The sequence below is a fragment of the Enterobacter pseudoroggenkampii genome, from assembly GCF_026420145.1.
GTDB classification, from domain to species: Bacteria; Pseudomonadota; Gammaproteobacteria; order Enterobacterales; family Enterobacteriaceae; genus Enterobacter; species Enterobacter pseudoroggenkampii.
Genome location: NZ_JAPMLV010000006.1, coordinates 64,757 through 86,948 on the forward strand (window position 1 = coordinate 64,757; position 22,192 = coordinate 86,948).

The 22,192-nt window shown below is 57.4% G+C and carries 21 protein-coding genes and 1 other RNA gene; 14 read left to right on the plus strand and 8 right to left on the minus strand.

All coding sequences use genetic code 11. The annotated features are described in order from the left end of the window. Positions 1-320 precede the first annotated feature (320 nt). The 3 genes from rnpB to garL all read right to left on the minus strand — a co-directional run bounded on the left by rnpB (position 321) and on the right by garL (position 2,440). An RNA gene (gene rnpB / locus OTG14_RS19835) (RNase P RNA component class A) lies at positions 321-698 on the minus strand. Positions 699-757: 59 nt separating this feature from the next. Beyond that, entirely contained in the window at positions 758-1,648 is an 891-nt protein-coding gene (gene garR / locus OTG14_RS19840) for a 2-hydroxy-3-oxopropionate reductase (protein ID WP_048992586.1), read from the minus strand. Between the two features lie 21 nt (positions 1,649-1,669). Then, entirely contained in the window at positions 1,670-2,440 is a 771-nt protein-coding gene (gene garL / locus OTG14_RS19845; protein WP_267215657.1) for a 2-dehydro-3-deoxyglucarate aldolase, read from the minus strand. A 374-nt stretch (positions 2,441-2,814) separates the two neighbouring features. On the opposite strand from garL, the gene garD reads away from it, so the two are divergent. Beyond that, positions 2,815-4,386, plus strand: a complete 1,572-nt coding sequence (gene garD / locus OTG14_RS19850) for a galactarate dehydratase (protein ID WP_024906390.1) — start codon at positions 2,815-2,817, stop codon at positions 4,384-4,386. Positions 4,387-4,433: 47 nt separating this feature from the next. Here the strand turns inward: garD and OTG14_RS19855 are convergent, their stop codons facing one another. Then, positions 4,434-5,237 (minus strand): DeoR family transcriptional regulator, encoded by an 804-nt coding sequence (locus tag OTG14_RS19855; protein ID WP_024906389.1) that lies wholly within the window; start codon positions 5,235-5,237, stop codon positions 4,434-4,436. A 239-nt stretch (positions 5,238-5,476) separates the two neighbouring features. Here OTG14_RS19855 and kbaZ point away from each other — a divergent pair, with 239 nt between their 5' ends. From kbaZ to OTG14_RS19900, 9 genes are all read left to right on the plus strand, one after another. After that, on the plus strand, positions 5,477-6,784 hold the full coding sequence (kbaZ, locus tag OTG14_RS19860) for a tagatose-bisphosphate aldolase subunit KbaZ (RefSeq protein ID WP_267215658.1): 1,308 nt from the start codon (positions 5,477-5,479) through the stop codon (positions 6,782-6,784). Positions 6,785-6,802: 18 nt separating this feature from the next. Beyond that, entirely contained in the window at positions 6,803-7,276 is a 474-nt protein-coding gene (gene agaV, locus OTG14_RS19865) for a PTS N-acetylgalactosamine transporter subunit IIB (RefSeq protein ID WP_023333561.1), read from the plus strand. Between the two features lie 10 nt (positions 7,277-7,286). Continuing rightward, positions 7,287-8,066 carry a PTS N-acetylgalactosamine transporter subunit IIC gene (gene agaW / locus OTG14_RS19870; protein WP_024906387.1) on the plus strand — a complete coding sequence of 260 codons (780 nt, stop codon included), beginning with the start codon at positions 7,287-7,289 and terminating at the stop codon, positions 8,064-8,066. Continuing rightward, positions 8,056-8,934 carry a PTS N-acetylgalactosamine transporter subunit IID gene (gene agaE, locus OTG14_RS19875; RefSeq protein WP_024906386.1) on the plus strand — a complete coding sequence of 293 codons (879 nt, stop codon included), beginning with the start codon at positions 8,056-8,058 and terminating at the stop codon, positions 8,932-8,934. Before agaW ends, agaE begins: the two co-directional genes overlap by 11 nt. A 16-nt stretch (positions 8,935-8,950) precedes the next feature. Next, complete coding sequence (agaF, locus tag OTG14_RS19880; protein WP_024906385.1) at positions 8,951-9,385, plus strand: PTS galactosamine/N-acetylgalactosamine transporter subunit IIA; 435 nt, start codon at positions 8,951-8,953, stop codon at positions 9,383-9,385. Beyond that, the gene (gene nagA, locus OTG14_RS19885; RefSeq protein WP_048992578.1) at positions 9,382-10,515 is read left to right on the plus strand and encodes an N-acetylglucosamine-6-phosphate deacetylase; all 1,134 of its coding nucleotides are present in this window, start codon (positions 9,382-9,384) and stop codon (positions 10,513-10,515) included. The genes agaF and nagA overlap by 4 nt, the downstream gene beginning before the upstream one ends. 246 nt (positions 10,516-10,761) lie before the next feature. Then, positions 10,762-11,907, plus strand: coding sequence for an SIS domain-containing protein (locus OTG14_RS19890; protein ID WP_267215659.1), 1,146 nt, complete (start codon positions 10,762-10,764; stop codon positions 11,905-11,907). A 12-nt stretch (positions 11,908-11,919) separates the two neighbouring features. Then, positions 11,920-12,792, plus strand: a complete 873-nt coding sequence (kbaY, locus tag OTG14_RS19895) for a tagatose-bisphosphate aldolase subunit KbaY (protein WP_048992574.1) — start codon at positions 11,920-11,922, stop codon at positions 12,790-12,792. Positions 12,793-12,812: 20 nt separating this feature from the next. Further along, a complete protein-coding gene (locus tag OTG14_RS19900) occupies positions 12,813-14,702 on the plus strand; it encodes an alpha-galactosidase (protein WP_267215660.1) in 1,890 nt (629 codons plus the stop codon). 19 nt (positions 14,703-14,721) lie between these two features. Here the strand turns inward: OTG14_RS19900 and OTG14_RS19905 are convergent, their stop codons facing one another. Both OTG14_RS19905 and rsmI read right to left on the minus strand, forming a co-directional pair. Beyond that, positions 14,722-15,702 carry a Fic family protein gene (locus tag OTG14_RS19905; protein ID WP_267215661.1) on the minus strand — a complete coding sequence of 327 codons (981 nt, stop codon included), beginning with the start codon at positions 15,700-15,702 and terminating at the stop codon, positions 14,722-14,724. A 5-nt stretch (positions 15,703-15,707) separates the two neighbouring features. Further along, the gene (gene rsmI / locus OTG14_RS19910) at positions 15,708-16,571 is read right to left on the minus strand and encodes a 16S rRNA (cytidine(1402)-2'-O)-methyltransferase (RefSeq protein WP_267215662.1); all 864 of its coding nucleotides are present in this window, start codon (positions 16,569-16,571) and stop codon (positions 15,708-15,710) included. A 62-nt stretch (positions 16,572-16,633) separates the two neighbouring features. Between rsmI and OTG14_RS19915 the strand changes: the two genes are divergently transcribed. From OTG14_RS19915 to dolP, 4 genes are read left to right on the plus strand one after another with little or no spacing between them, the layout of a single operon-like run. Next, positions 16,634-18,787, plus strand: a complete 2,154-nt coding sequence (locus OTG14_RS19915; protein ID WP_267215663.1) for a penicillin-binding protein activator — start codon at positions 16,634-16,636, stop codon at positions 18,785-18,787. Then, a complete protein-coding gene (locus tag OTG14_RS19920) occupies positions 18,745-19,140 on the plus strand; it encodes a YraN family protein (RefSeq protein ID WP_045331022.1) in 396 nt (131 codons plus the stop codon). Before OTG14_RS19915 ends, OTG14_RS19920 begins: the two co-directional genes overlap by 43 nt. 21 nt (positions 19,141-19,161) lie before the next feature. Continuing rightward, a complete protein-coding gene (gene diaA / locus OTG14_RS19925; protein ID WP_003861754.1) occupies positions 19,162-19,752 on the plus strand; it encodes a DnaA initiator-associating protein DiaA in 591 nt (196 codons plus the stop codon). Between the two features lie 9 nt (positions 19,753-19,761). Then, positions 19,762-20,337: a division/outer membrane stress-associated lipid-binding lipoprotein gene (gene dolP, locus OTG14_RS19930; RefSeq protein ID WP_024906379.1), complete on the plus strand. Its 576-nt coding sequence runs from the start codon at positions 19,762-19,764 to the stop codon at positions 20,335-20,337. A 66-nt stretch (positions 20,338-20,403) separates the two neighbouring features. Here the strand turns inward: dolP and OTG14_RS19935 are convergent, their stop codons facing one another. Together OTG14_RS19935 and OTG14_RS19940 are read right to left on the minus strand one after the other, a co-directional pair. Then, a complete protein-coding gene (locus OTG14_RS19935; protein ID WP_267215664.1) occupies positions 20,404-21,441 on the minus strand; it encodes a permease in 1,038 nt (345 codons plus the stop codon). Between the two features lie 40 nt (positions 21,442-21,481). Beyond that, positions 21,482-22,126, minus strand: a complete 645-nt coding sequence (locus OTG14_RS19940; protein WP_267215665.1) for an NAD(P)H-binding protein — start codon at positions 22,124-22,126, stop codon at positions 21,482-21,484. Positions 22,127-22,192 lie beyond the last annotated feature (66 nt).

The window sequence follows — 22,192 nt, forward strand, 5'->3', positions numbered from 1 at the left end:
CATCAATGTCTTTTTGTTCTAATTTCTTCATTTTATGCACTATGTCCAATAGTAGGGCTGGCTCCATCTTGGACGATTTTACAAGAGAAATGAACATAGTGAGACGGGAAGATATAAACCTTGCTCTGCTGGCTGAATCGCAACCCAGAGACATGCGAAAAAAGCCACCTGAAGGTAGTCGGAAATGAAGGCAGTAGCGGTTGCCACGCTTGAGGATATTCGGGATGGAACAGCCGTTGGTGTGCCTCGTTTGTATCACAGTCTGTGTCACATTTTCACCTATGAAGGCCTGAGACACACCAACGTATTGTTTTGAAATGAGTTGAAGCTGACCGATAAGCCGGGTTCTGTCGTTGGACAGTCATTCATCTAGGCCAGCAATCGCTCACTGGCTCAAGCAGCCTACCCGGGTTCAGTACGGGCCGTACCATGTGAACCCCTATTTGGCCTTGCTCCGGGTGGAGTTTACCGTGCCACGGACTGTTACCAGCCGCGCGGTGCGCTCTTACCGCACCCTTTCACCCTTACCTGATCCCGCTTGCGCGGGCCATCGGCGGTTTGCTCTCTGTTGCACTGGTCGTGGGTTTCCCCCCCAGGCGTTACCTGGCACCCTGCCCTATGGAGCCCGGACTTTCCTCCCCTCCGCCCGTCTCCCCCGAAAGGGACGACGACGAAGCGGCGACTGTCTGGTCAGCTTCGGCGCGCAGTATAGAGGGTTTGCGCGCCGCTGTCACCCTCAGGTATGGGCAAGGCGTGATTAACGCGCCACTTCCACCTTCGCCAGTTTTTCGTAGTAGCATGCAATCGCGCTGTGATCGGCCGTGCCCAGGCCATCGGCACGCAGCGCCTGCATCATCTCCATGACCGCCGCGGTCAGCGGCAGCTGCGCGCCCACGCCGTGTGACGTATCCAGCGCGTTGGCCAGATCTTTGATATGCAGGTCGATGCGGAAACCGGGTTTGAAATTACGATCCATGACCATCGGCGCTTTGGCCTCCAGTACGGTACTGCCCGCCAGACCACCGCGAATGGCCTGGTAGACCAGGTCCGGGTTGACGCCCGCTTTGGTTGCCAGCGTCAGCGCTTCGGACATGGCGGCAATGTTCAGCGCCACAATCACCTGGTTTGCCAGCTTGGTCACGTTACCCGCCCCGATCTCCCCGGTGTGCACCACGGAGCCCGCCATTGCTTTCATCAGGTCGTAAAATCTCTCGAAAACCGCTTTATCACCGCCGACCATCACCGACAGCGTACCGTCTATCGCTTTCGGCTCACCGCCGCTGACCGGCGCGTCCAGCATATCGACGTCCTTCGCTTTTAACGCCTCGCTGATTTCACGACTTGCGAGCGGCGCAATAGAGCTCATATCAATCAGCACCAGGCCCGGCTTCGCGCCGTCGATAATGCCGTTTTCACCCAGCGCGACCTCTTTAACATGCGGTGAGTTTGGCAGCATGGTGATGATGACGTCGCACTGCTCGGCAATCGCTTTGGCGGTGGTGGCCGTTTCTGCGCCCGCCGCCATCACCTCCGCCACGGCCTGTGGATTATGATCGGATACCACCAGTGAGTAACCCGCTTTGATGAGGTTCTTACTCATTGGTTTACCCATGATCCCCAGGCCAATAAAGCCCACTTTCAGCGTCATAATCTGTTTCCTCAATGATGGTTATTTTTTAAAAGCGTCCGCTAATTTCTGCGTAGCCGAGCGGAAAACGCCGAGGTCGCTGCCGACGGCAACAAACGTGGCTCCCCACTCGAGATAGCGCCGGGCGTCCGCCTCAACCGGCGCCAGAATGCCGCACGGTTTGCCGTGTGCTTTGGCGCGGGCAAAGATGTGCTGGATCGCGCGCTGTACGTCAGGGTGGCTGGCGTTGCCCAGATGGCCAAAGGCGGCAGCCAGATCGCTTGGGCCGACGAAGACACCGTCCACGCCGTTTGTGGCGGCAATCGCGTCGACGTTATCAACGCCCTGCTGGCTCTCGATCTGAACCAGAATGGTGATGTTGCTGTTGGACTGCGCGAAATAGTCCGGCACGTTGCCAAACATATTGGCGCGGTGCGAAACGGAGACGCCGCGGATCCCTTCCGGGGGGTAGCGCGTTGACGCAACGGCCAGCGCCGCTTGTTCTTCCGTCTCCACAAACGGGATCAGAAAGTTGTAGAAGCCGATATCCAGCAGACGCTTGATAATCACCGGCTCGTTGGTGGGTACACGCACCACCGGGGCGCTGTGGCTGCCTTTCAGCGCCATCAGCTGCGGAATAAACGTGCTGATATCGTTCGGCGCATGTTCGCCGTCCAGCACCAGCCAGTCGAAACCGGCCAGGCCCAGCACTTCGGTGCTGATTGGGTTTGCCAGCGCGGACCAACAGCCAATCTGAATCTGGTGCGCCGCGAGGGCCGCTTTAAATTTATTCGGGAAGATCGCGTTATTCATCGTATTTACCTTTTTAATTCCGCAGCCTTTTTCAGCATCATTTTATTTATTCAGACACCCCGCCAGCATGATATTTATTATTCTGCCGTATTTTGGCGTGATAAAAACGTCATTCAGTATAAGACGCTATCCGCGACCGCACATTGTTTTAATGCTCAGGTATTACGGTATATTTTGATAAAAATTTTTGCATATGCACAAAGCACTGGGCGCTAATGCACAGAATCAAGGATTACGGGTTCTGAAGCGATCGGGATCACATTTTGCTATTCATTCTGCTGACATGCTTTATTTCTGAAAGCCGCGTATTAATTTCTACCATTAGAAAATTGGCTGAATTTATTATCAGACACTTTGCTGGAGAATAGTGAACAATGGCCGACATTGAAATTCGACAGGCATCGCCGACGGCGTTTTATATCAAAGTACACGACATCGATAATGTGGCGATTATTGTCAACGACAATGGCTTAAAAGCGGGCACTCGATTCCCGGACGGGCTGGAACTGATTGAGCATATTCCACAGGGACATAAAGTCGCCCTGGTGGATATCCCTGCTAATAGCGAAATCGTACGTTACGGTGAAGTCATCGGCTATGCCGTTCGCGCTATACCACAGGGTAGCTGGGTTGAGGAGTCGCTGGTGGCACTTCCAGAAGCGCCGCCGCTGAACACGCTTCCGCTGGCAACCCGCGTGCCGGAACCGCTTCCTCCGCTGGAGGGCTATACCTTCGAAGGCTACCGCAATGCGGACGGCAGCGTCGGCACCAAGAATCTGCTCGGTATTACCACCAGCGTGCACTGCGTGGCGGGCGTAGTGGATTACGTGGTGAAAATCATCGAACGCGATCTGCTGCCAAAATACCCGAACGTCGACGGCGTGGTGGGCCTGAACCACCTCTACGGCTGCGGCGTGGCGATTAACGCGCCCGCTGCCGTGGTGCCTATCCGGACCATCCACAATATCGCCCTCAACCCGAACTTTGGCGGCGAGGTGATGGTCATCGGCCTCGGCTGTGAAAAATTGCAGCCAGAACGCCTGCTGCAGGGGACCGAGGATGTTAAAGCCATCCCGGCAGACGAGGCCAGTATCGTGCGCCTGCAGGACGAACGCCACGTTGGTTTCCGCTCAATGGTCGATGACATTCTGCAGGTGGCAGAGCGACATCTGGACAAACTCAACCGCCGCCAGCGCGAAACGTGTCCGGCCTCGGAACTGGTCGTGGGCACCCAGTGCGGCGGCAGCGATGCCTTCTCCGGCGTGACGGCCAACCCGGCGGTAGGCTATGCGTCCGATCTGCTTGTTCGCTGCGGCGCCACGGTGATGTTCTCCGAGGTGACCGAAGTGCGTGACGCCATCCATCTGCTTACGCCACGCGCCGTTAATGAAGAGGTCGGCAAGCGCCTGCTTGAGGAGATGGCCTGGTACGATAGCTATCTCGATATGGGCAAAACCGACCGCAGCGCCAACCCGTCTCCGGGGAACAAAAAAGGCGGCCTGGCGAACGTGGTGGAAAAAGCCCTTGGCTCCATTGCCAAATCCGGTCAGAGCGCCATTGCAGAAGTGCTCTCCCCGGGCCAGCGCCCGACGAAACGCGGCCTGATTTACGCGGCAACGCCGGCCAGCGATTTTGTCTGCGGCACGCAGCAGGTGGCATCCGGCATTACGGTACAGGTCTTTACCACCGGGCGCGGCACGCCGTACGGCCTGATGGCGGTGCCGGTGATTAAGATGGCGACCCGCACCGAGCTGGCAAACCGCTGGTATGACTTAATGGATATCAACGCGGGCACTATCGCCACCGGAGAAGAGAGTATTGAGGACGTGGGCTGGAAACTGTTCCACTTCATTCTGGATGTCGCCAGCGGACGGAAGAAAACCTTTTCGGATCAGTGGGGATTGCATAATCAGCTGGCGGTGTTTAACCCGGCACCGGTGACGTGACTTCCCGTCACCCAGCCCTCTCCCCCCAGGGGAGAGGGTAAAAAACCTTAAACCAACACCACCTCAATCCCGCTTTTTCGCAGCCCTTCCAGGCTCTCCGCCGGAATGCCTTCATCGACAATAATCATATCAATCCGTTGTGTATCAATGATTTTATGCAGGCTCGAGCGGTTAAATTTGCTGGAGTCCGTCACCACAATAATGCGTTCTGCCACCTCGCACATTTTGCGATTCAGACGGGCTTCGTCTTCGTTGTGCGTGCTCACGCCGCGGTCGAGATCGATGGCGTCAACGCCCAGGAACAGCAGGTCAAAATGGTAATTCTGTAGCGACTGTTCTGCCTGGTCACCGTAGAAAGATTGCGACTGACGGCGCAAATGTCCACCGGTCATCAGCAGTTCCACCCCTTCCGCTTCCAGCAACGCATTCGCCACGTTCATCCCGTTGGTCATCGCGATGACGTCCGTGTGCTGACGCAGCATGCGGGCGATTTCAAACGTCGTGGTGCCGGAGTCCAGAATAATACGGTGCCCGGGTTTGACCAGCGCGGCAGCAGCCTGCGCGATACTGCGCTTCACCGCCGTATTCAGCGAGCTTTTATCCTCCACGGAAGGCTCAGCGCCCGGCATGTTGCCTTCGCAAATCAATGCCCCACCGTAAGCGCGAACGGCAATGCCCTGCTTCTCCAGGAACGCCAGGTCATTGCGGATTGTTACCGTCGATACGCCGTACAGATGAGACAGATCGTTAACCTGTACGCTTCCCTGCGCCCGCAACCGCTGAATGATCTGCTCCCGCCTTTCACTGGTGCTGGTGATGCGCTTTTCCGCGGATGAATCGGTGCTGCTCATACGAGCTCCTTAATCAATATTCTTTCGTTTCATTTCGTTTTGCCTATTAAGGCCTTTCCTTTACGGGAATGCAAGCCCTGCATAGTGACGATACGCAAGCTGGCACCGCGCTGAAACCTTTCATTATGTTTCTTTTGTGAAACAGATCGGAAAACCATTATCTTTCGTTTTATTTTTAGATCACCATGATGCAGGATTAAATGAAACAAAACGAAAGATAAATATCATTACCATCCGAAATGGAGAGGAAAGTGAAACATCTGACAGAAATGGTGGAACACCATAAACGGGGGAATTCAAACGGGATTTACGCCGTCTGCTCCGCACATCCGCTGGTACTGGAAGCTGCAATTCGTTACGCGCATTCGCATCAGTCGCCGCTGTTGATCGAGGCCACCTCCAACCAGGTGGATCAGTTTGGTGGCTATACCGGCATGACGCCCGCTGATTTTCACGGGTTTGTCTGCCAGCTGGCCGAGTCGCTCGGTTTCCCGACGTCACAGCTGATCCTCGGCGGCGATCACCTGGGCCCTAACCGCTGGCAAAACCTGCCTGCGCAACAGGCGATGGCTAATGCCGACGATCTGATCAAAAGCTATGTTTCTGCCGGATTCAAAAAGATCCACCTCGACTGCAGCATGTCCTGCGCGGACGACCCGGTTCCCCTGACCGACGCGATCGTTGCCGAACGCGCCGCACGCCTGGCGAAGATTGCCGAAGCGACCTGTCGCGAGCAGTTTGGTGAATCCGATCTGGTCTACGTTATCGGCACGGAAGTGCCGGTTCCCGGTGGCGCGCACGAGACGCTCACCGAACTTGCCGTCACCACGCCAGACGCGGCCCGCGCCACGCTTGAAGCGCACCGCCACGCGTTCGAAAAGGAAGGCTTAAGCGACATCTGGCCGCGCATTATTGGCCTGGTGGTCCAGCCTGGCGTGGAGTTCGACCATGCGCACGTCTGCGACTATCAGCCGCAGAAAGCCGTTGCCCTGAGCAAAATGGTTGAAGCCTACGACACGCTGGTGTTTGAAGCACACTCCACCGACTACCAGACGCCGCAGGCGCTGCGAAAGCTGGTCAACGATCACTTTGCGATTCTGAAAGTTGGTCCTGCCCTGACCTTCGCCCTGCGCGAAGCGCTGTTCTCGCTGGCCGCTATAGAAGAGGAGCTGCTGCCGGCAAAAGCCAGCTCCGGCCTGCGTCACGTACTGGAAAACGTCATGCTCGACCGCCCGGAATACTGGCAAAGCCATTACCACGGTGACGGCAACGCGCGTCGCCTGGCGCGCGGCTACAGCTACTCTGACCGCGTGCGCTACTACTGGCCGGACAGTCAGATTGACGACGCCTTTGAACGCCTGGTGCGTAACCTGGCAGACGAGCCCATTCCGCTGCCGCTGATCAGCCAGTACCTGCCGCTGCAGTACAGCAAAGTTCGCGAGGGCGCTCTCAAGTCAACGCCACGGGAACTCATCATTGACCACATTCAGGACATACTCCAGCAGTACCACGCCGCCTGCGAAGGCGTAACAACGCAAAACGCATAATAAAAAGAGGAAAGCGCTATGCCAAACATTGTCTTATGCCGCATTGATGAACGCCTGATCCACGGTCAGGTGGGCGTGCAGTGGGTGGGGTTTGCGGGGGCAAACCTGGTACTCGTCGCCAACGATGAGGTGGCTGAAGATCCGGTTCAACAGAACCTGATGGAAATGGTGCTCGCGGAAGGGATCGCCGTGCGCTTCTGGTCGCTGCAAAAAGTGATCGACAACATTCACCGCGCCGCTGACCGCCAGAAAATCCTGCTGGTCTGCAAATCACCCGCCGATTTTCTGAAGCTGGTTGAGGGCGGCGTGCCCATCACCCGTATTAACGTCGGAAACATGCACTACGCCAGTGGCAAACAACAAATTGCCAAAACGGTCTCTGTCGACGCGAACGATATCGCCGCGTTCAACGGCCTGAAAGCGGCCGGTGTGGAATGCTTCGTTCAGGGTGTTCCAACAGAAACTGCTTTGGACCTCTTTAAACTGCTCTGAGGGATTCACAATGGAAATCAGTCTGTTGCAGGCGCTGGGGTTGGGCATACTCGCCTTTATCGCCGGTCTGGATATGTTTAACGGGTTAACGCACATGCACCGCCCGGTGGTGCTCGGGCCGCTGGTCGGCCTGATTCTGGGCGATCTGCACACCGGCATTTTGACCGGCGGTACGTTAGAGCTGGTCTGGATGGGGCTGGCCCCGCTCGCCGGTGCCCAGCCGCCTAACGTCATTATCGGCACCATCGTGGGTACCGCATTTGCCATCAGCACCGGCGTGAAGCCAGAAGTCGCGGTTGGCGTCGCCGTCCCGTTTGCCGTTGCGGTTCAAATGGGGATTACGTTCCTCTTCTCGGTGATGTCCGGCGTGATGTCACGCTGCGATCGCATGGCGGCCAATGCAGATACTCACGGTATTGAACGGGTTAACTATCTTGCGCTGCTGGCGCTCGGCATCTTCTATTTTCTGTGCGCGTTCCTGCCGATCTACTTCGGTGCGGAACATGCGAAAACCGCCATTGATGTTCTGCCAGCACGGTTGATTGACGGCCTCGGCGTCGCGGGCGGCATCATGCCAGCCATCGGCTTCGCCGTGCTGCTGAAGATCATGATGAAAAACGTCTACATCCCTTACTTCATTATCGGTTTTGTCGCCGCCGCCTGGCTCAAGCTTCCGGTGCTGGCGATTGCGGCGGCCGCGCTGGCGATGGCGCTGATCGACCTGATGCGTAAATCACCTGAACCGACGGCTCCAGCGGCCCAGAAAGAGGAATTCGAAGATGGCATCTAATCAAACAACGTTACCGGGCGTGTCTGAATCCGAAGAGACGCTGCTGACCGGCGTCAACGAAAACGTCTACGAAGACCAGAGCATCGGTGCCGAGCTGACGAAAAAGGATATTAACCGCGTGGCCTGGCGTTCCATGCTGCTGCAGGCCTCGTTTAACTACGAACGTATGCAGGCCTCCGGCTGGCTGTACGGGTTGCTGCCCGCGTTGAAAAAGATCCACACCAACAAGCGGGACCTGGCGCGGGCAATGAAAGGCCATATGGGCTTCTTTAACACCCACCCGTTCCTGGTGACCTTTGTTATCGGCATCATTCTGGCGATGGAGCGCTCCAAGCAGGATGTGAACAGCATCCAGAGCACCAAAATTGCCGTCGGCGCGCCGCTCGGCGGTATTGGCGACGCCATGTTCTGGCTAACCCTGCTGCCCATCTGCGGTGGTATCGGCGCCAGCCTGGCGCTGCAAGGGTCGATTCTGGGGGCCGTGGTCTTTATCGTGCTGTTTAACGTGGTGCACCTCGGCCTGCGTTTTGGCCTGGCGCACTACGCTTACCGGATGGGCGTGGCGGCCATTCCGCTGATCAAAGCCAACACCAAAAAGGTCGGCCACGCGGCGTCTATCGTCGGGATGACGGTGATCGGCGCGCTGGTGGCAACCTACGTCCGCCTCAATACGACGCTTGAAATCAAGGCAGGTGATGCCGTTGTCAAACTGCAGGCCGACGTAATCGACAAGCTGATGCCCGCGTTCCTGCCGCTGGTCTACACCCTGACCATGTTCTGGCTGGTGCGCCGCGGCTGGAGCCCGCTGCGGCTGATTGGTATCACCGTGCTGCTGGGCGTTGTCGGTAAATTCTGTCACTTCCTGTAAAAGCAAAGAGGTTGCGATGTTAGGCATTATTTTGACGGGTCACGGCGGGTTTGCCAGCGGGCTTGAGCAGGCGATGAAGCAGATCCTCGGCGAACAGCCGCAGTTTATCGCCATCGATTTTCCTGAAACGTCCACCACCGCGCGGCTGACCGCTCAGCTTGAGCAGGCGGTGAGCGAACTCGATGCAGAGCACGATATTGTGTTTCTCACCGATTTGCTCGGCGGCACGCCGTTTCGCGTGGCATCGACGCTCGCCATACAACGGCCGGGCAGTGAAGTCATCACCGGCACCAACCTGCAGCTGCTGCTGGAGATGGTGCTGGAGCGCGATGGATTAAGCAGCGAAGCGTTTCGTCTGCAGGCACTGGAGTGCGGGCACCGCGGCCTGACGAGCCTCGTAGACGAGCTGGGACGCTGTCGCGAGGAAGCCCCTGCCGAGGAAGGGATATGAGGCAGCTGCTGCGCGCGAGGCGGGTGCTTACCGAACAGGGCTGGCTGGATGACCACCAGCTACGCATTGAAGACGGCGTGATTGCGGCTATTGAGCCTGTCCCGGCAGGCGTCACGTCGCGCGATGCAGAGCTGCTCTGCCCGGCGTATATCGATACGCACGTCCACGGCGGCGCGGGCGTGGACGTGATGGATGATGCGCCTGACGTACTGGATATTCTCGCGATGCATAAAGCGCGCGAAGGCGTGGGTGCCTTTTTACCCACCACCGTGACCGCGCCGCTGGAGGCTATCCACGGCGCGCTCGCGCGAATCGCCCGTCGCTGTCAGTCGGGCGGCCCCGGCGCGCAGATCCTGGGCAGCTACCTGGAAGGGCCCTACTTTACGCCGCAGAACAAAGGGGCGCACCCGCCCGAGTTATTCCGGGAACTGAATATCACGGAGCTGGATGCACTGATCGACGTCTCGCATAACACGTTGCGGGTAGTGGCGCTCGCGCCAGAAAAACCCGGCGCGCTGCAGGCGATCCACTATCTTAAACAGCGCGGTTTACGCGTGATGCTGGGCCACAGCGCTGCCACGTACCGGCAAACACTCGCCGCGTTTGATGCGGGTGCCGACGGGCTGGTGCACTGCTACAACGGCATGACGGGGCTGCACCACAGAGAGCCCGGCATGGTCGGAGCAGGGCTGACGGACAAACGGGCGTGGCTGGAGCTAATTGCCGACGGCCACCACGTCCATCCTGGGGCGATGCGCTTATGCTGTTGCTGCGCGAAGGATCGCGTGGTGCTGATTACCGATGCCATGCAGGCGGCAGGTATGCCGGACGGACGGTACACGCTCTGTGGTGAAGAGGTCTCAATGCAAAACGGCGTGGTTCGAACCGGCTCCGGCGGGCTGGCAGGTAGCACGCTGTCGCTGGATGCCGCGGTCAGGAATATGGTGGAGTATGCGGGCGTAACCGCCGAAGACGCTATCCATATGGCCTCGCTACACCCTGCCCGACTGCTTGGCGTTGACGGTCAGCTCGGATCCTTAGCCCCGGGTAAACGCGCCAATATCATTGCGCTGGACGGGGGTTTGCACCTCCAGCAGATCTGGATTCAGGGCCAGGCTCTCCCCCTTTAGCCCTTTCATTGTGTCTCCTGTTGGCCTTACGGCACCCGATCGTAAGGCCTTTCTTTTCCTTTCCTTAAATTTTCCCTTTCCTTTCACGATCACACTTTTCGTTTTATTTCTTTTCTTCCATTGAAGTTTCGATTTCTTTTCTATAGATTTTATTTAACTGCTTAAGTGAACAAGTGAAACGAAACGAAAGATAGCGACACGATTGCCAGCGTCTGATGTGGAATTCACACGACTAAGGACTGAGTTATGCCACAAACTACCACCGCCGCAACCGGCACCTGGACCGAGGAAGAGATCCGCCAGCAGCCTGCCAGCTGGATCCGCTCGCTCAACAATATCGATAGCCTGCGCTCTTCGATCGACAGCTTCCTGACGCCGCTGCTGCGTAAGGACGACCTGCGGATCGTCCTGACCGGCGCGGGCACGTCCGCCTTTATCGGCGATATCGTTTCTCCCTGGCTCGCGAGCTACACCGGGAAAAACTTCACTGCCGTCCCGACAACCGATCTGGTCACGAACCCGATGGACTACTTCAGCCCTGCGCATCCGCTGCTGCTGGTTTCGTTTGCCCGCTCCGGCAACAGCCCGGAAAGCGTCGCAGCCGTCGAGCTGGCAAACCAGTTCGTACCAGAGTGCTACCACCTGTCGATTACCTGCAACGAGGCGGGGAGCCTCTACAAGAACGCCGTTAACAGCGATAACGCTTATGCCCTGCTGATGCCTGCCGAAACGCACGACCGAGGGTTCGCGATGACCAGCAGCATCACCACCATGATGGCGAGCTGTCTGGCCGTATTCGCCCCTGAGACGATCAACAGTAAAACCTTCCGCGACGTCGCCGATCGCTGTCAGGCGATCCTCACCTCGCTCGGCGATTTCAGCCACGGTGTTTTTGGCAACGAGCCGTGGAAACGCGTCGTCTATCTGGGAAGCGGCGGCCTGCAGGGCGCGGCGCGCGAATCGGCGCTGAAGGTGCTGGAGCTGACGGCGGGCAAGCTGGCGGCATTCTACGATTCCCCTACCGGTTTCCGTCACGGGCCGAAGTCTCTGGTGGATAACGAAACGCTGGTGGTGGTGTTTATCTCGAGCCATCCGTATACGCGCCAGTACGATCTGGATCTGCTGGCCGAGCTGCGCCGTGATCGCCAGGCTATGCGCGTCGTCGCCATCGCCGCTGAAAACGATCCGGTCATTGAAGCGGGTCCGCACATTCTGCTGCCGCCTTCACGTCCGTTTATCGATATGGAACAGGCGTTCTGCTTCCTGATCTATGCGCAGGTCTTTGCACTCACCCAGTCGCTCAGCGTAGGTAATACGCCCGATACGCCATCCGCCAGCGGGACGGTCAACCGCGTGGTACAGGGCGTTGTTATTCATCCGTGGCAGGCTTAAGAGGATCTGATTATGAGTATTATCTCGACGAAATATCTTCTGCTGGACGCGCAGGCAAAAGGCTACGCCGTTCCGGCGTTCAACATCCACAACGCGGAGACGATCCAGGCGATCCTCGAAGTGTGCAGCGAAATGCGATCGCCGGTGATCCTCGCGGGCACGCCGGGCACCTTTAAGCATATTGCGCTGGAAGAGATCTACGCCCTGTGCAGCGCGTACTCCCACACCTACGACATGCCGCTGGCGCTGCACCTCGATCACCACGAATCGCTGGACGATATTCGCCGCAAGGTCAACGCGGGCGTGCGCAGCGCGATGATCGACGGCAGCCACTATCCGTTTGAACAAAACGTGAAGCTAGTGAAGTCGGTGGTCGATTTCTGCCACCTCAACGACTGCAGCGTCGAAGCCGAGCTGGGCCGCTTGGGCGGCGTGGAAGATGACATGAGCGTTGATGCGGAAAGCGCGTTCCTTACCGATCCGCAGGAGGCGAAACGCTTCGTCGAACTGACCGGCGTCGATAGCCTTGCCGTCGCCATCGGCACCGCGCACGGCCTGTATACCAAGCGCCCAAAAATCGACTTCCAGCGGCTGGCAGAAATTCGCGAAGTGGTCACGGTGCCGCTGGTGCTGCACGGCGCGAGCGATGTGCCGGATGAGGATGTGCGTCGCACCATCGAACTGGGCGTGTGCAAAGTCAACGTGGCCACCGAACTGAAAATTGCCTTCTCTGACGCGGTTAAAGCCTGGTTTGCCGAAAACCCGCAGGGTAACGATCCGCGCTTCTATATGCGGGTCGGCATGGACGCCATGAAAGAGGTGGTCAGAAGCAAGATCGCCGTTTGCGGCTCGGCAAACCGATTGCTGCTTCCGGCAGAAGCCTGATTAAAAAGGAGCTTACGCTGATGAAAAAAATCTTCGCACTCTCAGTGCTGGCCCTGTGCGTTTCCCATAGCGCGGCGGCGGCGAACTACGCGCTCAATAACGACAATATTGCCCTCTCGTTTGATGACGCAAACTCAACGGTAGTGGTTAAGGACAATAAGGCTAACCATCCGCTCACGCCCCAGGAGCTTTTCTTTCTGACGCTGCCGGATGAGACAAAAATCCACACCGCTGATTTCACCATCAAGCACGTCGAAAAGCAGGACAACGCAATTGTCATCGACTTTACCCATCCGGACTTTAACGTGACGGTGATGCTAAACCTGGTGAAGGGAAAATACGCCAGCATCGACTACACCATTGCCGCAGTCGGCCAGCCGCGAGACGTGGCGAAAATTACCTTCTTCCCGACCAAAAAACAGTCTCAGGCCCCCTATGTCTACGGAGCGATTAACAGCTCGCCGATCGTTGCTGATTCATTCTTTATTTTGCCGGACAAGCCCATCGTTAACACTTACGCCTATGAAGCGACCACCAATCTCAACGTAGAACTGAAAACGCCGATCCAGCCAGAGTCGCCGGTCAGTTTTACCACCTGGTTCGGCACTTTCCCGGAAATCAGCCAGCTGCGCCGCAGCGTAAACCAGTTTATTGATGCCGTTCGTCCGCGACCGTACAAGCCTTATCTGCACTACAACAGCTGGATGGATATCGGCTTTTTCAATCCGTACACCGAGCAGGATGTGCTGGGGCGGATGGACGAGTGGAATAAGGAGTTTATTACCGGACGCGGCGTGGCGCTGGACGCCTTCCTGCTGGACGACGGATGGGACGACCTTACCGGGCGCTGGCTATTTGGCCCGGCATTCAGCAACGGTTTTGGCAAGGTTCGGGAAAAAGCCGACAGCCTGCACAGCTCGGTTGGACTGTGGCTCTCACCGTGGGGAGGCTACAACAAGCCGCGCGACGTTCGCGTCTCGCATGCAAAAGAGTATGGGTTCGAAACCGTCGACGGGAAGCTGGCGCTGTCAGGGCCGAACTACTTTAAGAACTTCAATGAGCAGATCGTTAAGCTAATCAAAAACGAACACATTACCTCATTCAAGCTGGACGGGATGGGTAATGCCAACGCGCATATCCAGGGCAGCCCGTATGCCTCGGATTTTGACGCCTCCATCGCCCTGCTGCACAACATGCGCAGCGCCAACCCGAATCTGTTTATCAACCTGACGACAGGTACCAACGCCAGCCCGTCCTGGCTGTTCTATGCCGATTCTATCTGGCGCCAGGGCGATGACATCAACCTGTACGGCCCCGGCACGCCGGTGCAGCAGTGGATGACCTACCGCGATGCGGAAACGTACCGCTCCATTGTGCGCAAAGGCCCGCTGTTCCCGCTGAACTCGCTGATGTACCACGGGATCGTCAGCGCGGAAAACGCCTATTACGGGCTGGAGAAAGTGCAAACGGACAGCGATTTTGCCGACCAGGTCTGGAGCTACTTCGCCACCGGCACGCAGTTGCAGGAGCTGTATATCACCCCGTCAATGCTGAACAAGGCGAAGTGGGATACCCTGGCGCAGGCGGCGAAGTGGTCGCGGGATAACGCCAGCGTGCTGGTGGATACGCACTGGATTGGTGGCGACCCAACGGCGATGCAGGTTTACGGCTGGGCATCCTGGAGCAAGGACAAAGCGATTCTCGGCTTGCGTAACCCGTCGGATAAGCCGCAAAGCTACTTCCTGGATTTGGCGAAAGATTTCGAAGTCCCGACAGGAAACGCGGCGCAGTTTAGTCTGAAAGCGGTGTATGGCCGTAATTCAACCGTGCCGGAGGCGTACAAAAACGCCGTGGTGATTACGCTGCAACCGCTGGAAACGCTGGTGTTTGAGGCGATGCCAGGGAAATAAAGCGAGTTCAGCTGGCAGGTTAAGCCATGACCTGCCAGCTCCCCCCTTTCCTTGCCCCGATGCGTTTTAATTTACCTTTTGTTTGCAAAGAATGGAGATATCGTTCCGCGGTGCGGGAAGTCACGCCCAATACAGAGGCCAACATCACTGCAGTCATTTGTGGTTGAACGGTAAGAAGCTCAAGGATAGCGTTTTCCTTTTCCGACAATTCTTCCGACATTTTTTCCGACATGACGGACGGCATGTTTATGCCTTCCCGCAAAGCGTCGGCCATATTTTGCAGCATAAATTCCACGAATACCGTGCAATCACTGGCCCGATCGCATTGCCCTAAAATCTGGTAATAGCGCGCTTGCTGGAAGTGAATCAGTGTCTCAACGGGCAGCCATGCAAGCTCTGCACGCCACTGGCTTAATATCAACGTTTGCCACAGCCGCCCCATGCGGCCATTTCCATCCGAAAAGGGATGAATAAACTCAAACTCGTAATGAAATACCGAGCTGGCAATCAGCGGGTGAAGATCGGTTTGCTTAAGCCGGGAAAGAAGATCGTCGATAAGGCGATTCATCTGCGAGGCTGGCGGAGCCATGTGAACTAACTGGTTTCCACGGTATACCCCTACGTCCCCATTTCTGAGCTTTCCGGGATGATCGACCAGACCCATCATCAATAATCGGTGCGCACTGAGTAAGTCATTGAGCTTCCAGGGCTTCCATTCGGGCAATTTCTCATATGCCAGGATAGCGTTGCGTACTTCCTGAATATCTTTTTCAGGAGCAAGTACGCGTTTGCCATCCATGATTGCCGTCACCTGCCCTGTCGTCAGCGAGTTATGTTCAATGGCTAGCGAGGCCTGAATGGTTCTAATACGATTATCTTTACGGAGAAGTGGCGAAGTCCTACCAGAATGTGCCGCCCAATGCCCTAATAGCTCACCAATCTCAACCACCTGATTGAGGATAAAGGGTGTGATGGTGAACGGAGGCTGATAGCGGCTCATTTGACTTACTCCCCCTGCTGCTCCAGCGCATGCTTATACAGCGCATTTTTCTTCACGCCGTGAATTTCTGCCGCCAGCGCAGCGGCTTTCTTCAGCGGCAGTTCCGCCTGCAGCAGCGCCAGCGTACGCAGCGCGTCGGCAGGAAGCGCGTCTTCTTCCGCCTTGTGCCCTTCGACAATCAGCACCATTTCGCCCTTGCGGCGGTTTTCGTCTTCCTTCACCCACGCCAGCAGTTCACCCACCGGCGCGCCGTGGATCGTTTCCCAGGTTTTGGTCAGCTCGCGCGCCAGCACCACGTAGCGGGCTTCTCCCCAGACGGTCACCATATCTTCCAGGCTCTCCAGCAGGCGGTGTGTGGATTCGTAGAAAATCAGGGTGCGCGGTTCCGCTTCCAGGTCTTTTAAGACGTCGCGGCGGCCTTTGGATTTGGCAGGCAGGAAGCCTTCATAGCAGAAACGGTCAGACGGCAGACCTGCGGCGCTCAGCGCAGCAATGGCAGCGCATGGACCCGGCAGGGGCACAACGCGAATACCGGCTTCGCGACAGGTACGCACCAGGTGATAGCCAGGATCGTTGATCAGCGGCGTACCGGCGTCGGAGACCAGGGCGATGTTCTGCCCCTCTTTCAGCTTCGCCACCAGCGTTTCGGCTTTTTGTTGCTCATTGTGATCGTGCAGAGCGAACAAACGGGCGTTAATCGCGAAATGTTGCAGCAGTAAACCGGTGTGGCGGGTATCTTCAGCAGCAATTAAATCAACAGCTTGCAGTACGGTGAGCGCACGTTGGGTAATATCAGACAAATTCCCGATAGGAGTAGGTACAATATAAAGCTGGCCTTGAGAATTATCTGCCGTTTCGTGTTGTTTCATTGTTTCGTCCGTATTGCCGATTTAATATTGAGCATTGCGTAAAAAAAATCACTGGATACAGTATGGTACCGTTAACGTTTCTTCGAAAAAAAGCCACGCGCAGCGTGCCGCTTCTGCTGGCAGCCCTGATCTTTGCAGGCTGTGGCACCCAGGCACCTGACCAGAGCACCGCCCATCTCCAGGGTTCTGCTCAGGCTGATTCTGGCTTTTATCTGCAACAAATGTCGCAGAGTTCAAATGATACCAAGACCAACTGGCAATTACTCGCCATTCGTGCACTGCTGAAAGAGGGTAAAACCCAGCGGGCAGCCGAGCTGTTTAACCAGTTGCCAAAAGATCTTAACGACGCCCAGCGTCGCGAGCAGAGCCTGCTCTCTGCCGAGCTGAAAGTCGCGCTGAAAGATTACGCCGCCGCGAAGAAGATCCTCGGGGATATTGACGTGAGCGCGCTGGATAAAAATCAGCAGGCACGCTTCTGGCAGGCGGGCATTACCGCTGAGCAAGGACGCCCTTCGCTGACCTTGCTCCGCGCGCTCGTCGCGCAAGAGCCACTGCTTGGCGGTGCCGATAAGCAGAAAAATATCGATGCCACCTGGCAAGCGCTGGCGTCGATGACGCAGGAACAGGCGCAGGCGCTGGTCATCAACGCGGATGAAAACGTCCTGCAGGGCTGGCTGGATCTGCAGCAGATGTGGTTTAACAACCGCAGCGATCCTAAGATGTTGAAAGCCGGCATTACGGACTGGCAGACGCGCTACCCGCAAAACCCGGGCGCGAAAATGCTGCCAACCCAGCTAGTGAACGTGCAGAACTTTAAGCCTGCGTCTACCAGCAAAATCGCTTTGCTGCTGCCGCTCAACGGCCAGGCGGCGGTGTTTGGCCGTACCATTCAGCAGGGCTTTGAAGCGGCGAAAAACGGCACCACCCCGGTAACCGGCAGCGCGGTTCCTGCGCAGGCGGCTCAGGCGGCTAACGTGAATGATGTTGTCAGCCCATCTGCCGCAGAGACCAGCGACCTGACCTCGGCGCAAGCGCCGGCGCAGGGCACGATGCAAAACCCGGTGACGGCTCCGACGACGCCGCCAGCTACAGCGGCACCGGCTACTACAGTACCTGCGACCCAGGCTCCGGCCGAGACGCAAGCGGCACCTGCACCTGTCACAACAGCAGAGCAACCTCAACAGCAACCCGCGGCCCAACCTGCCGCGCAGCCGCAGGCTGTGGCAACCACCAGCGCCAACCCGGGCGCTGAGTTGAAAATCTACGACACCAGTTCGCAGCCGCTTGATCAGGTGCTGGCACAGGTTCAACAGGACGGGGCGAGCATCGTTGTCGGTCCGCTGCTGAAAAACAACGTGGAAGAGCTGATGAAGAGCAATACCACGCTGAACGTGCTGGCGCTCAACCAGCCGGAGCAGGTTCAGAACCGGGCCAATATTTGCTACTTCGCGCTCTCTCCTGAAGATGAAGCCCGCGATGCGGCGCGTCATATTCACGAGCAGGGTAAGCAGGCTCCGCTGCTGCTCATCCCACGCAGCGCGCTGGGCGATCGCGTGGCCAATGCCTTTGCCGATGAGTGGCAGAAGCTGGGCGGCGGCGTGGTGCTGCAGCAGAAATTCGGTTCCGTCTCTGAACTGCGCGCGGGCGTAAACGGCGGGGCGGGCATCGCGCTTAACGGCAGTCCTGTCACCGCGAGCCTGCCACAGCAGCAGGGCGTGACGATTGGCGGCCTGACGATCCCTGCCCCACCTACCGACGCGCAGATCAGCGGTGGCGGTAAAGTGGATGCGGCCTATATCGTTGCCACGCCGCAGGAGATCGCCTTTATCAAACCGATGATTGCGATGCGTAACGGCAGCCAGAGCGGCGCAACGCTCTACGCCAGCTCCCGCAGCGCGCAGGGCACCGCAGGCCCGGATTTCCGTCTGGAAATGGACGGTCTGCAGTACAGCGAAATCCCGATGCTGGCAGGCAGCAACCCGGCGCTGATGCAGCAGGCGCTGAGTACCGTACGTAACGATTATTCGCTGGCCCGTCTGTATGCGATGGGTGTCGATGCATGGGCGCTGGCGAACCACTTTACCCAGATGCGTCAGGTGCCGGGCTTTGAGCTTAACGGCAACACCGGCGATCTGACCGCGACTCAGGACTGCGTGATCAACAGGAAGTTATCATGGCTCAAATACCAGCAGGGGCAGATCGTCCCGGCCAGTTAAGCCGCAAACAGACCGGCGATGCGTGGGAGTTAAGGGCGCGTCGCTGGCTTGAAGGCAAAGGACTGCGCTTTATCGCCGCTAACGTCCGCGGGCGCGGCGGCGAAATTGATCTGATCATGAAAGACGGTCAGGTCATCGTGTTTGTAGAAGTGCGCTTTCGACAGTCCTCCCGTTTTGGCGGTGCTGCCGCCAGCGTGACGCTCGCCAAACAACATAAATTATTACAGACTGCCCACTTGTGGCTTGCCCGCCATAATGGGAGCTTTGATACTGTGGATTGCCGGTTCGATGTGATAGCCTTCACCGGAAATGAGATCGAATGGCTTAAAAACGCTTTTGGCGAAGACGCATAATTAGGATTTAAAAGGGATAACGTGCTCGAAAGAATTAAAGTGTGCTTCACAGAAAGCATCCAGACTCAGATTGCCGCGGCGGAAGCCCTTCCGGATGCTATCTCGCGTGCCGCAATGACGCTGGTGCAATCCCTGCTTAATGGCAACAAAATCCTCTGTTGTGGCAACGGCACGTCAGCCGCCAACGCACAGCATTTTGCTGCCAGCATGATCAATCGCTTTGAAACAGAACGCCCGAGTTTACCCGCCATTGCACTTAATACCGATAACGTGGTCTTAACGGCGATTGCTAACGATCGTCTGCATGACGAAATTTACGCAAAGCAGGTGCGAGCCCTGGGTCATGCCGGAGATGTGCTGCTGGCCATCTCTACGCGCGGTAATAGCCGGGATATTGTCAAAGCCGTTGAAGCCGCCGTCACCCGCGACATGACCATCGTGGCCTTAACCGGCTATGACGGGGGTGAGCTGGCGGGTCTGCTTGGGCCGCAGGATGTGGAAATCCGCATTCCGTCTCACCGGAGCGCGCGTATTCAGGAAATGCATATGCTCACGGTGAACTGCTTATGTGACTTGATCGATAACACGCTTTTCCCTCACCAGGATGATTAAGGAGTTCTTATGAAGGCTTTATCGACCCTCGCAGTCCTTATGTCTGCATTACTGCTTCAGGGATGTATCGCTGCGGCCGTTGTGGGTACCGCCGCAGTAGGCACCAAAGCGGCAACCGATCCGCGCTCTGTGGGGACACAGGTGGATGACGGTACGCTGGAGCTGCGCGTCAACAGTGCGCTGTCGAAAGACGAACAGATCAAGAAAGAGGCGCGTATTAACGTGACGGCTTACCAGGGCAAAGTGCTGCTGGCAGGCCAGGCGCCGAATATGGAACTCGCCTCTCGTGCGAAACAAATCGCAATGGGCGTTGAAGGAACCACAGAGGTGTTTAACGAAGTGCGTCAGGGCAAGCCAATTGGTTTAGGTGATGCCTCTTCCGATACCTGGATCACCACCAAAGTGCGTTCCCAGCTGCTGGGCTCGGACCAGGTGAAATCCTCCAACGTGAAAGTGACGACTGAAAACGGCGAAGTGTTCCTGCTGGGTCTGGTGACCGACCGTGAAGGGAAAGCGGCGGCCGATATCGCCAGCCGGGTGAGCGGCGTGAAGCACGTCACCACCGCGTTTACTTACATTAAATAAAAAAAATCCCCTCACTTGAGGGGATTTTTTTGTAGGCCCGGTAAGCGTAGCGCCACCGGGCGTTTTTCACAGAAGCGCAATACTTCCCACCATAATCCCGCTCAACGCCACCAGCCCTGCGGTCAGCCAGAGCGCTTTCGCCGGGAATGACTTACGCAGCATAATCAGCGACGGCAGGCTGATCGCCGGCAGCGTAATCAGCAGCGCCAGCGCCGGCGCGGTGCCCATGCCGGCCAGCATCATGGTCTGAACAATCGGGATCTCCGCCGCCGTTGGGATCACAAACAGGCAGCCTGCAACGGCCATCGCAATGACCCACATCAGCGTGTTGTCGATAGCGCCATCCGCATGCGGGAAGAGCCAGACGCGCGCCGCCCCCAGAACCAGTACCGCCAGGATATAGACCGGGATGGTGCTCCAGAAAAGTTGCCATAGCGCCCTGCCCCAGCGCGCAAAGAACCCGCCCTGCGGCTCGCTGACGTCCAGCTCAACGGCTGCGGGTTCTTCAGCAGTATCCTTCACCAGTTTTTGCACCAGCGTCGCCACCACCAGCACGGTCAGCAGCCCGGCGACCAGACGGATGAACGCGAAATGCCAGCCCAGCACAAAGCCCATAAACACCAGCGTCGCCGGATTGAGCAGCGGGTTGCCCATCCAGAACGCCAGCGCGCCGCCCATCGACACGCGCTGGCGGCGCATCCCTGCCGCCACAGGCGCGGCACAGCAGGAGCACATCATGCCTGGCAGGGAGAAAATCGTCCCCAGAAGCGTGCCCTGAAAGCGCGGCTGACCGAGGGTTTTCACCAGCCAGTTACGCGGGATCAGCACCTGAATCAGCGACCCCAGAATGACGCCTAAAACGGCGGCTTTCCAGACGGCAAGGAAGTAGACCATGGCATAGTCCCACGCCGCCTGCAGCGGGCTGGACTCAGCCTGAGCGAGAATAGATTTACCGATGCTGTGCGTTTCAGCGGCGGTGAAGGCTTTGCCGTAGTACGGCTGCCATTTCACGTACCAGAGGCCAATAATGACCACGAGAAAGAAGAGTGCGGGCTTCCACAATTGAACAGGTGTTGCCGCCTGAGATGAAGACTGACCAGTCATAGCATTCCCCGGAGAGTATTAGGTTATTAGCCGGGGGAGTTTACGCCTCGCCCTGCGCGATTTCACGCAGTTTTGCCGAAGGGATAATGTTTACGCCCGCTTTTGACGGGGCCAGTCCCTCTTTTAACATCGCCCGCGCGACGTCCCGCGCCTCGATGGCCTTCCAGTTGCCGGGAAGGATGCGAAACAGCGGGGCCAGGATCGACTCGTTAAAGCGGCGCTCGTCCCGGTGGCCGATCAGCATCGAAGGGCGCACAATCGTCAGCTGCTCCCATTTCTGCGCAATCAGCGCATCCTCCATCTTGCCCTTCACCTTGTTGTAGAAGAAAGGCGATCCGGCACTGGCGCCCAGCGCGCTGACCACCAGAAAATGTTTGGCCCCCAGCTTTTTCGCCGTAAGCGCGGTGTCCACCACCAGCGTATAGTCGGCGTGGATAAATGCCTCTTTGCTGCCCGCCTCCCGTCGCGTGGTGCCCAGACAGCAAAAGGCGATATCAATAGGATCCTGGACCTGCGCCAGCGCGTCCGTCAGCTGAGGATCGTGCGGATTAAAGACGCCAGATAAATCTGCCAGCGGTCGACGCGTCGGGGCGGCGATATAGTTCACGCGGCGATCCTGAATCAACAGCCGCAGCAGATGATCGCCCACTAACCCGGTAGCCCCGGTAATCAATACCTGACTCATCGTATCCCCTTTACAGAATTGTCCGTTTGCGAACTCAGCGTCGTCGACCACACTTAGAAGTCTGTT

Excerpts from the sequence above, each read along its gene's own strand:
- garR (WP_048992586.1), bottom strand. The coding sequence starts at position 1,648 with ATGACGCTGAAAGTGGGCTTTATTGGCCTGGGGATCATGGGTAAACCA.
- garL (WP_267215657.1), bottom strand. The coding sequence starts at position 2,440 with ATGAATAACGCGATCTTCCCGAATAAATTTAAAGCGGCCCTCGCGGCG.
- garD (WP_024906390.1), top strand. The coding sequence starts at position 2,815 with ATGGCCGACATTGAAATTCGACAGGCATCGCCGACGGCGTTTTATATC.
- OTG14_RS19855 (WP_024906389.1), bottom strand. The coding sequence starts at position 5,237 with ATGAGCAGCACCGATTCATCCGCGGAAAAGCGCATCACCAGCACCAGT.
- kbaZ (WP_267215658.1), top strand. The coding sequence starts at position 5,477 with ATGGAGAGGAAAGTGAAACATCTGACAGAAATGGTGGAACACCATAAA.
- agaV (WP_023333561.1), top strand. The coding sequence starts at position 6,803 with ATGCCAAACATTGTCTTATGCCGCATTGATGAACGCCTGATCCACGGT.
- agaW (WP_024906387.1), top strand. The coding sequence starts at position 7,287 with ATGGAAATCAGTCTGTTGCAGGCGCTGGGGTTGGGCATACTCGCCTTT.
- agaE (WP_024906386.1), top strand. The coding sequence starts at position 8,056 with ATGGCATCTAATCAAACAACGTTACCGGGCGTGTCTGAATCCGAAGAG.
- agaF (WP_024906385.1), top strand. The coding sequence starts at position 8,951 with ATGTTAGGCATTATTTTGACGGGTCACGGCGGGTTTGCCAGCGGGCTT.
- nagA (WP_048992578.1), top strand. The coding sequence starts at position 9,382 with ATGAGGCAGCTGCTGCGCGCGAGGCGGGTGCTTACCGAACAGGGCTGG.
- OTG14_RS19890 (WP_267215659.1), top strand. The coding sequence starts at position 10,762 with ATGCCACAAACTACCACCGCCGCAACCGGCACCTGGACCGAGGAAGAG.
- kbaY (WP_048992574.1), top strand. The coding sequence starts at position 11,920 with ATGAGTATTATCTCGACGAAATATCTTCTGCTGGACGCGCAGGCAAAA.
- OTG14_RS19900 (WP_267215660.1), top strand. The coding sequence starts at position 12,813 with ATGAAAAAAATCTTCGCACTCTCAGTGCTGGCCCTGTGCGTTTCCCAT.
- OTG14_RS19905 (WP_267215661.1), bottom strand. The coding sequence starts at position 15,702 with ATGAGCCGCTATCAGCCTCCGTTCACCATCACACCCTTTATCCTCAAT.
- rsmI (WP_267215662.1), bottom strand. The coding sequence starts at position 16,571 with ATGAAACAACACGAAACGGCAGATAATTCTCAAGGCCAGCTTTATATT.
- OTG14_RS19915 (WP_267215663.1), top strand. The coding sequence starts at position 16,634 with ATGGTACCGTTAACGTTTCTTCGAAAAAAAGCCACGCGCAGCGTGCCG.
- OTG14_RS19920 (WP_045331022.1), top strand. The coding sequence starts at position 18,745 with ATGGCTCAAATACCAGCAGGGGCAGATCGTCCCGGCCAGTTAAGCCGC.
- dolP (WP_024906379.1), top strand. The coding sequence starts at position 19,762 with ATGAAGGCTTTATCGACCCTCGCAGTCCTTATGTCTGCATTACTGCTT.
- OTG14_RS19935 (WP_267215664.1), bottom strand. The coding sequence starts at position 21,441 with ATGACTGGTCAGTCTTCATCTCAGGCGGCAACACCTGTTCAATTGTGG.
- OTG14_RS19940 (WP_267215665.1), bottom strand. The coding sequence starts at position 22,126 with ATGAGTCAGGTATTGATTACCGGGGCTACCGGGTTAGTGGGCGATCAT.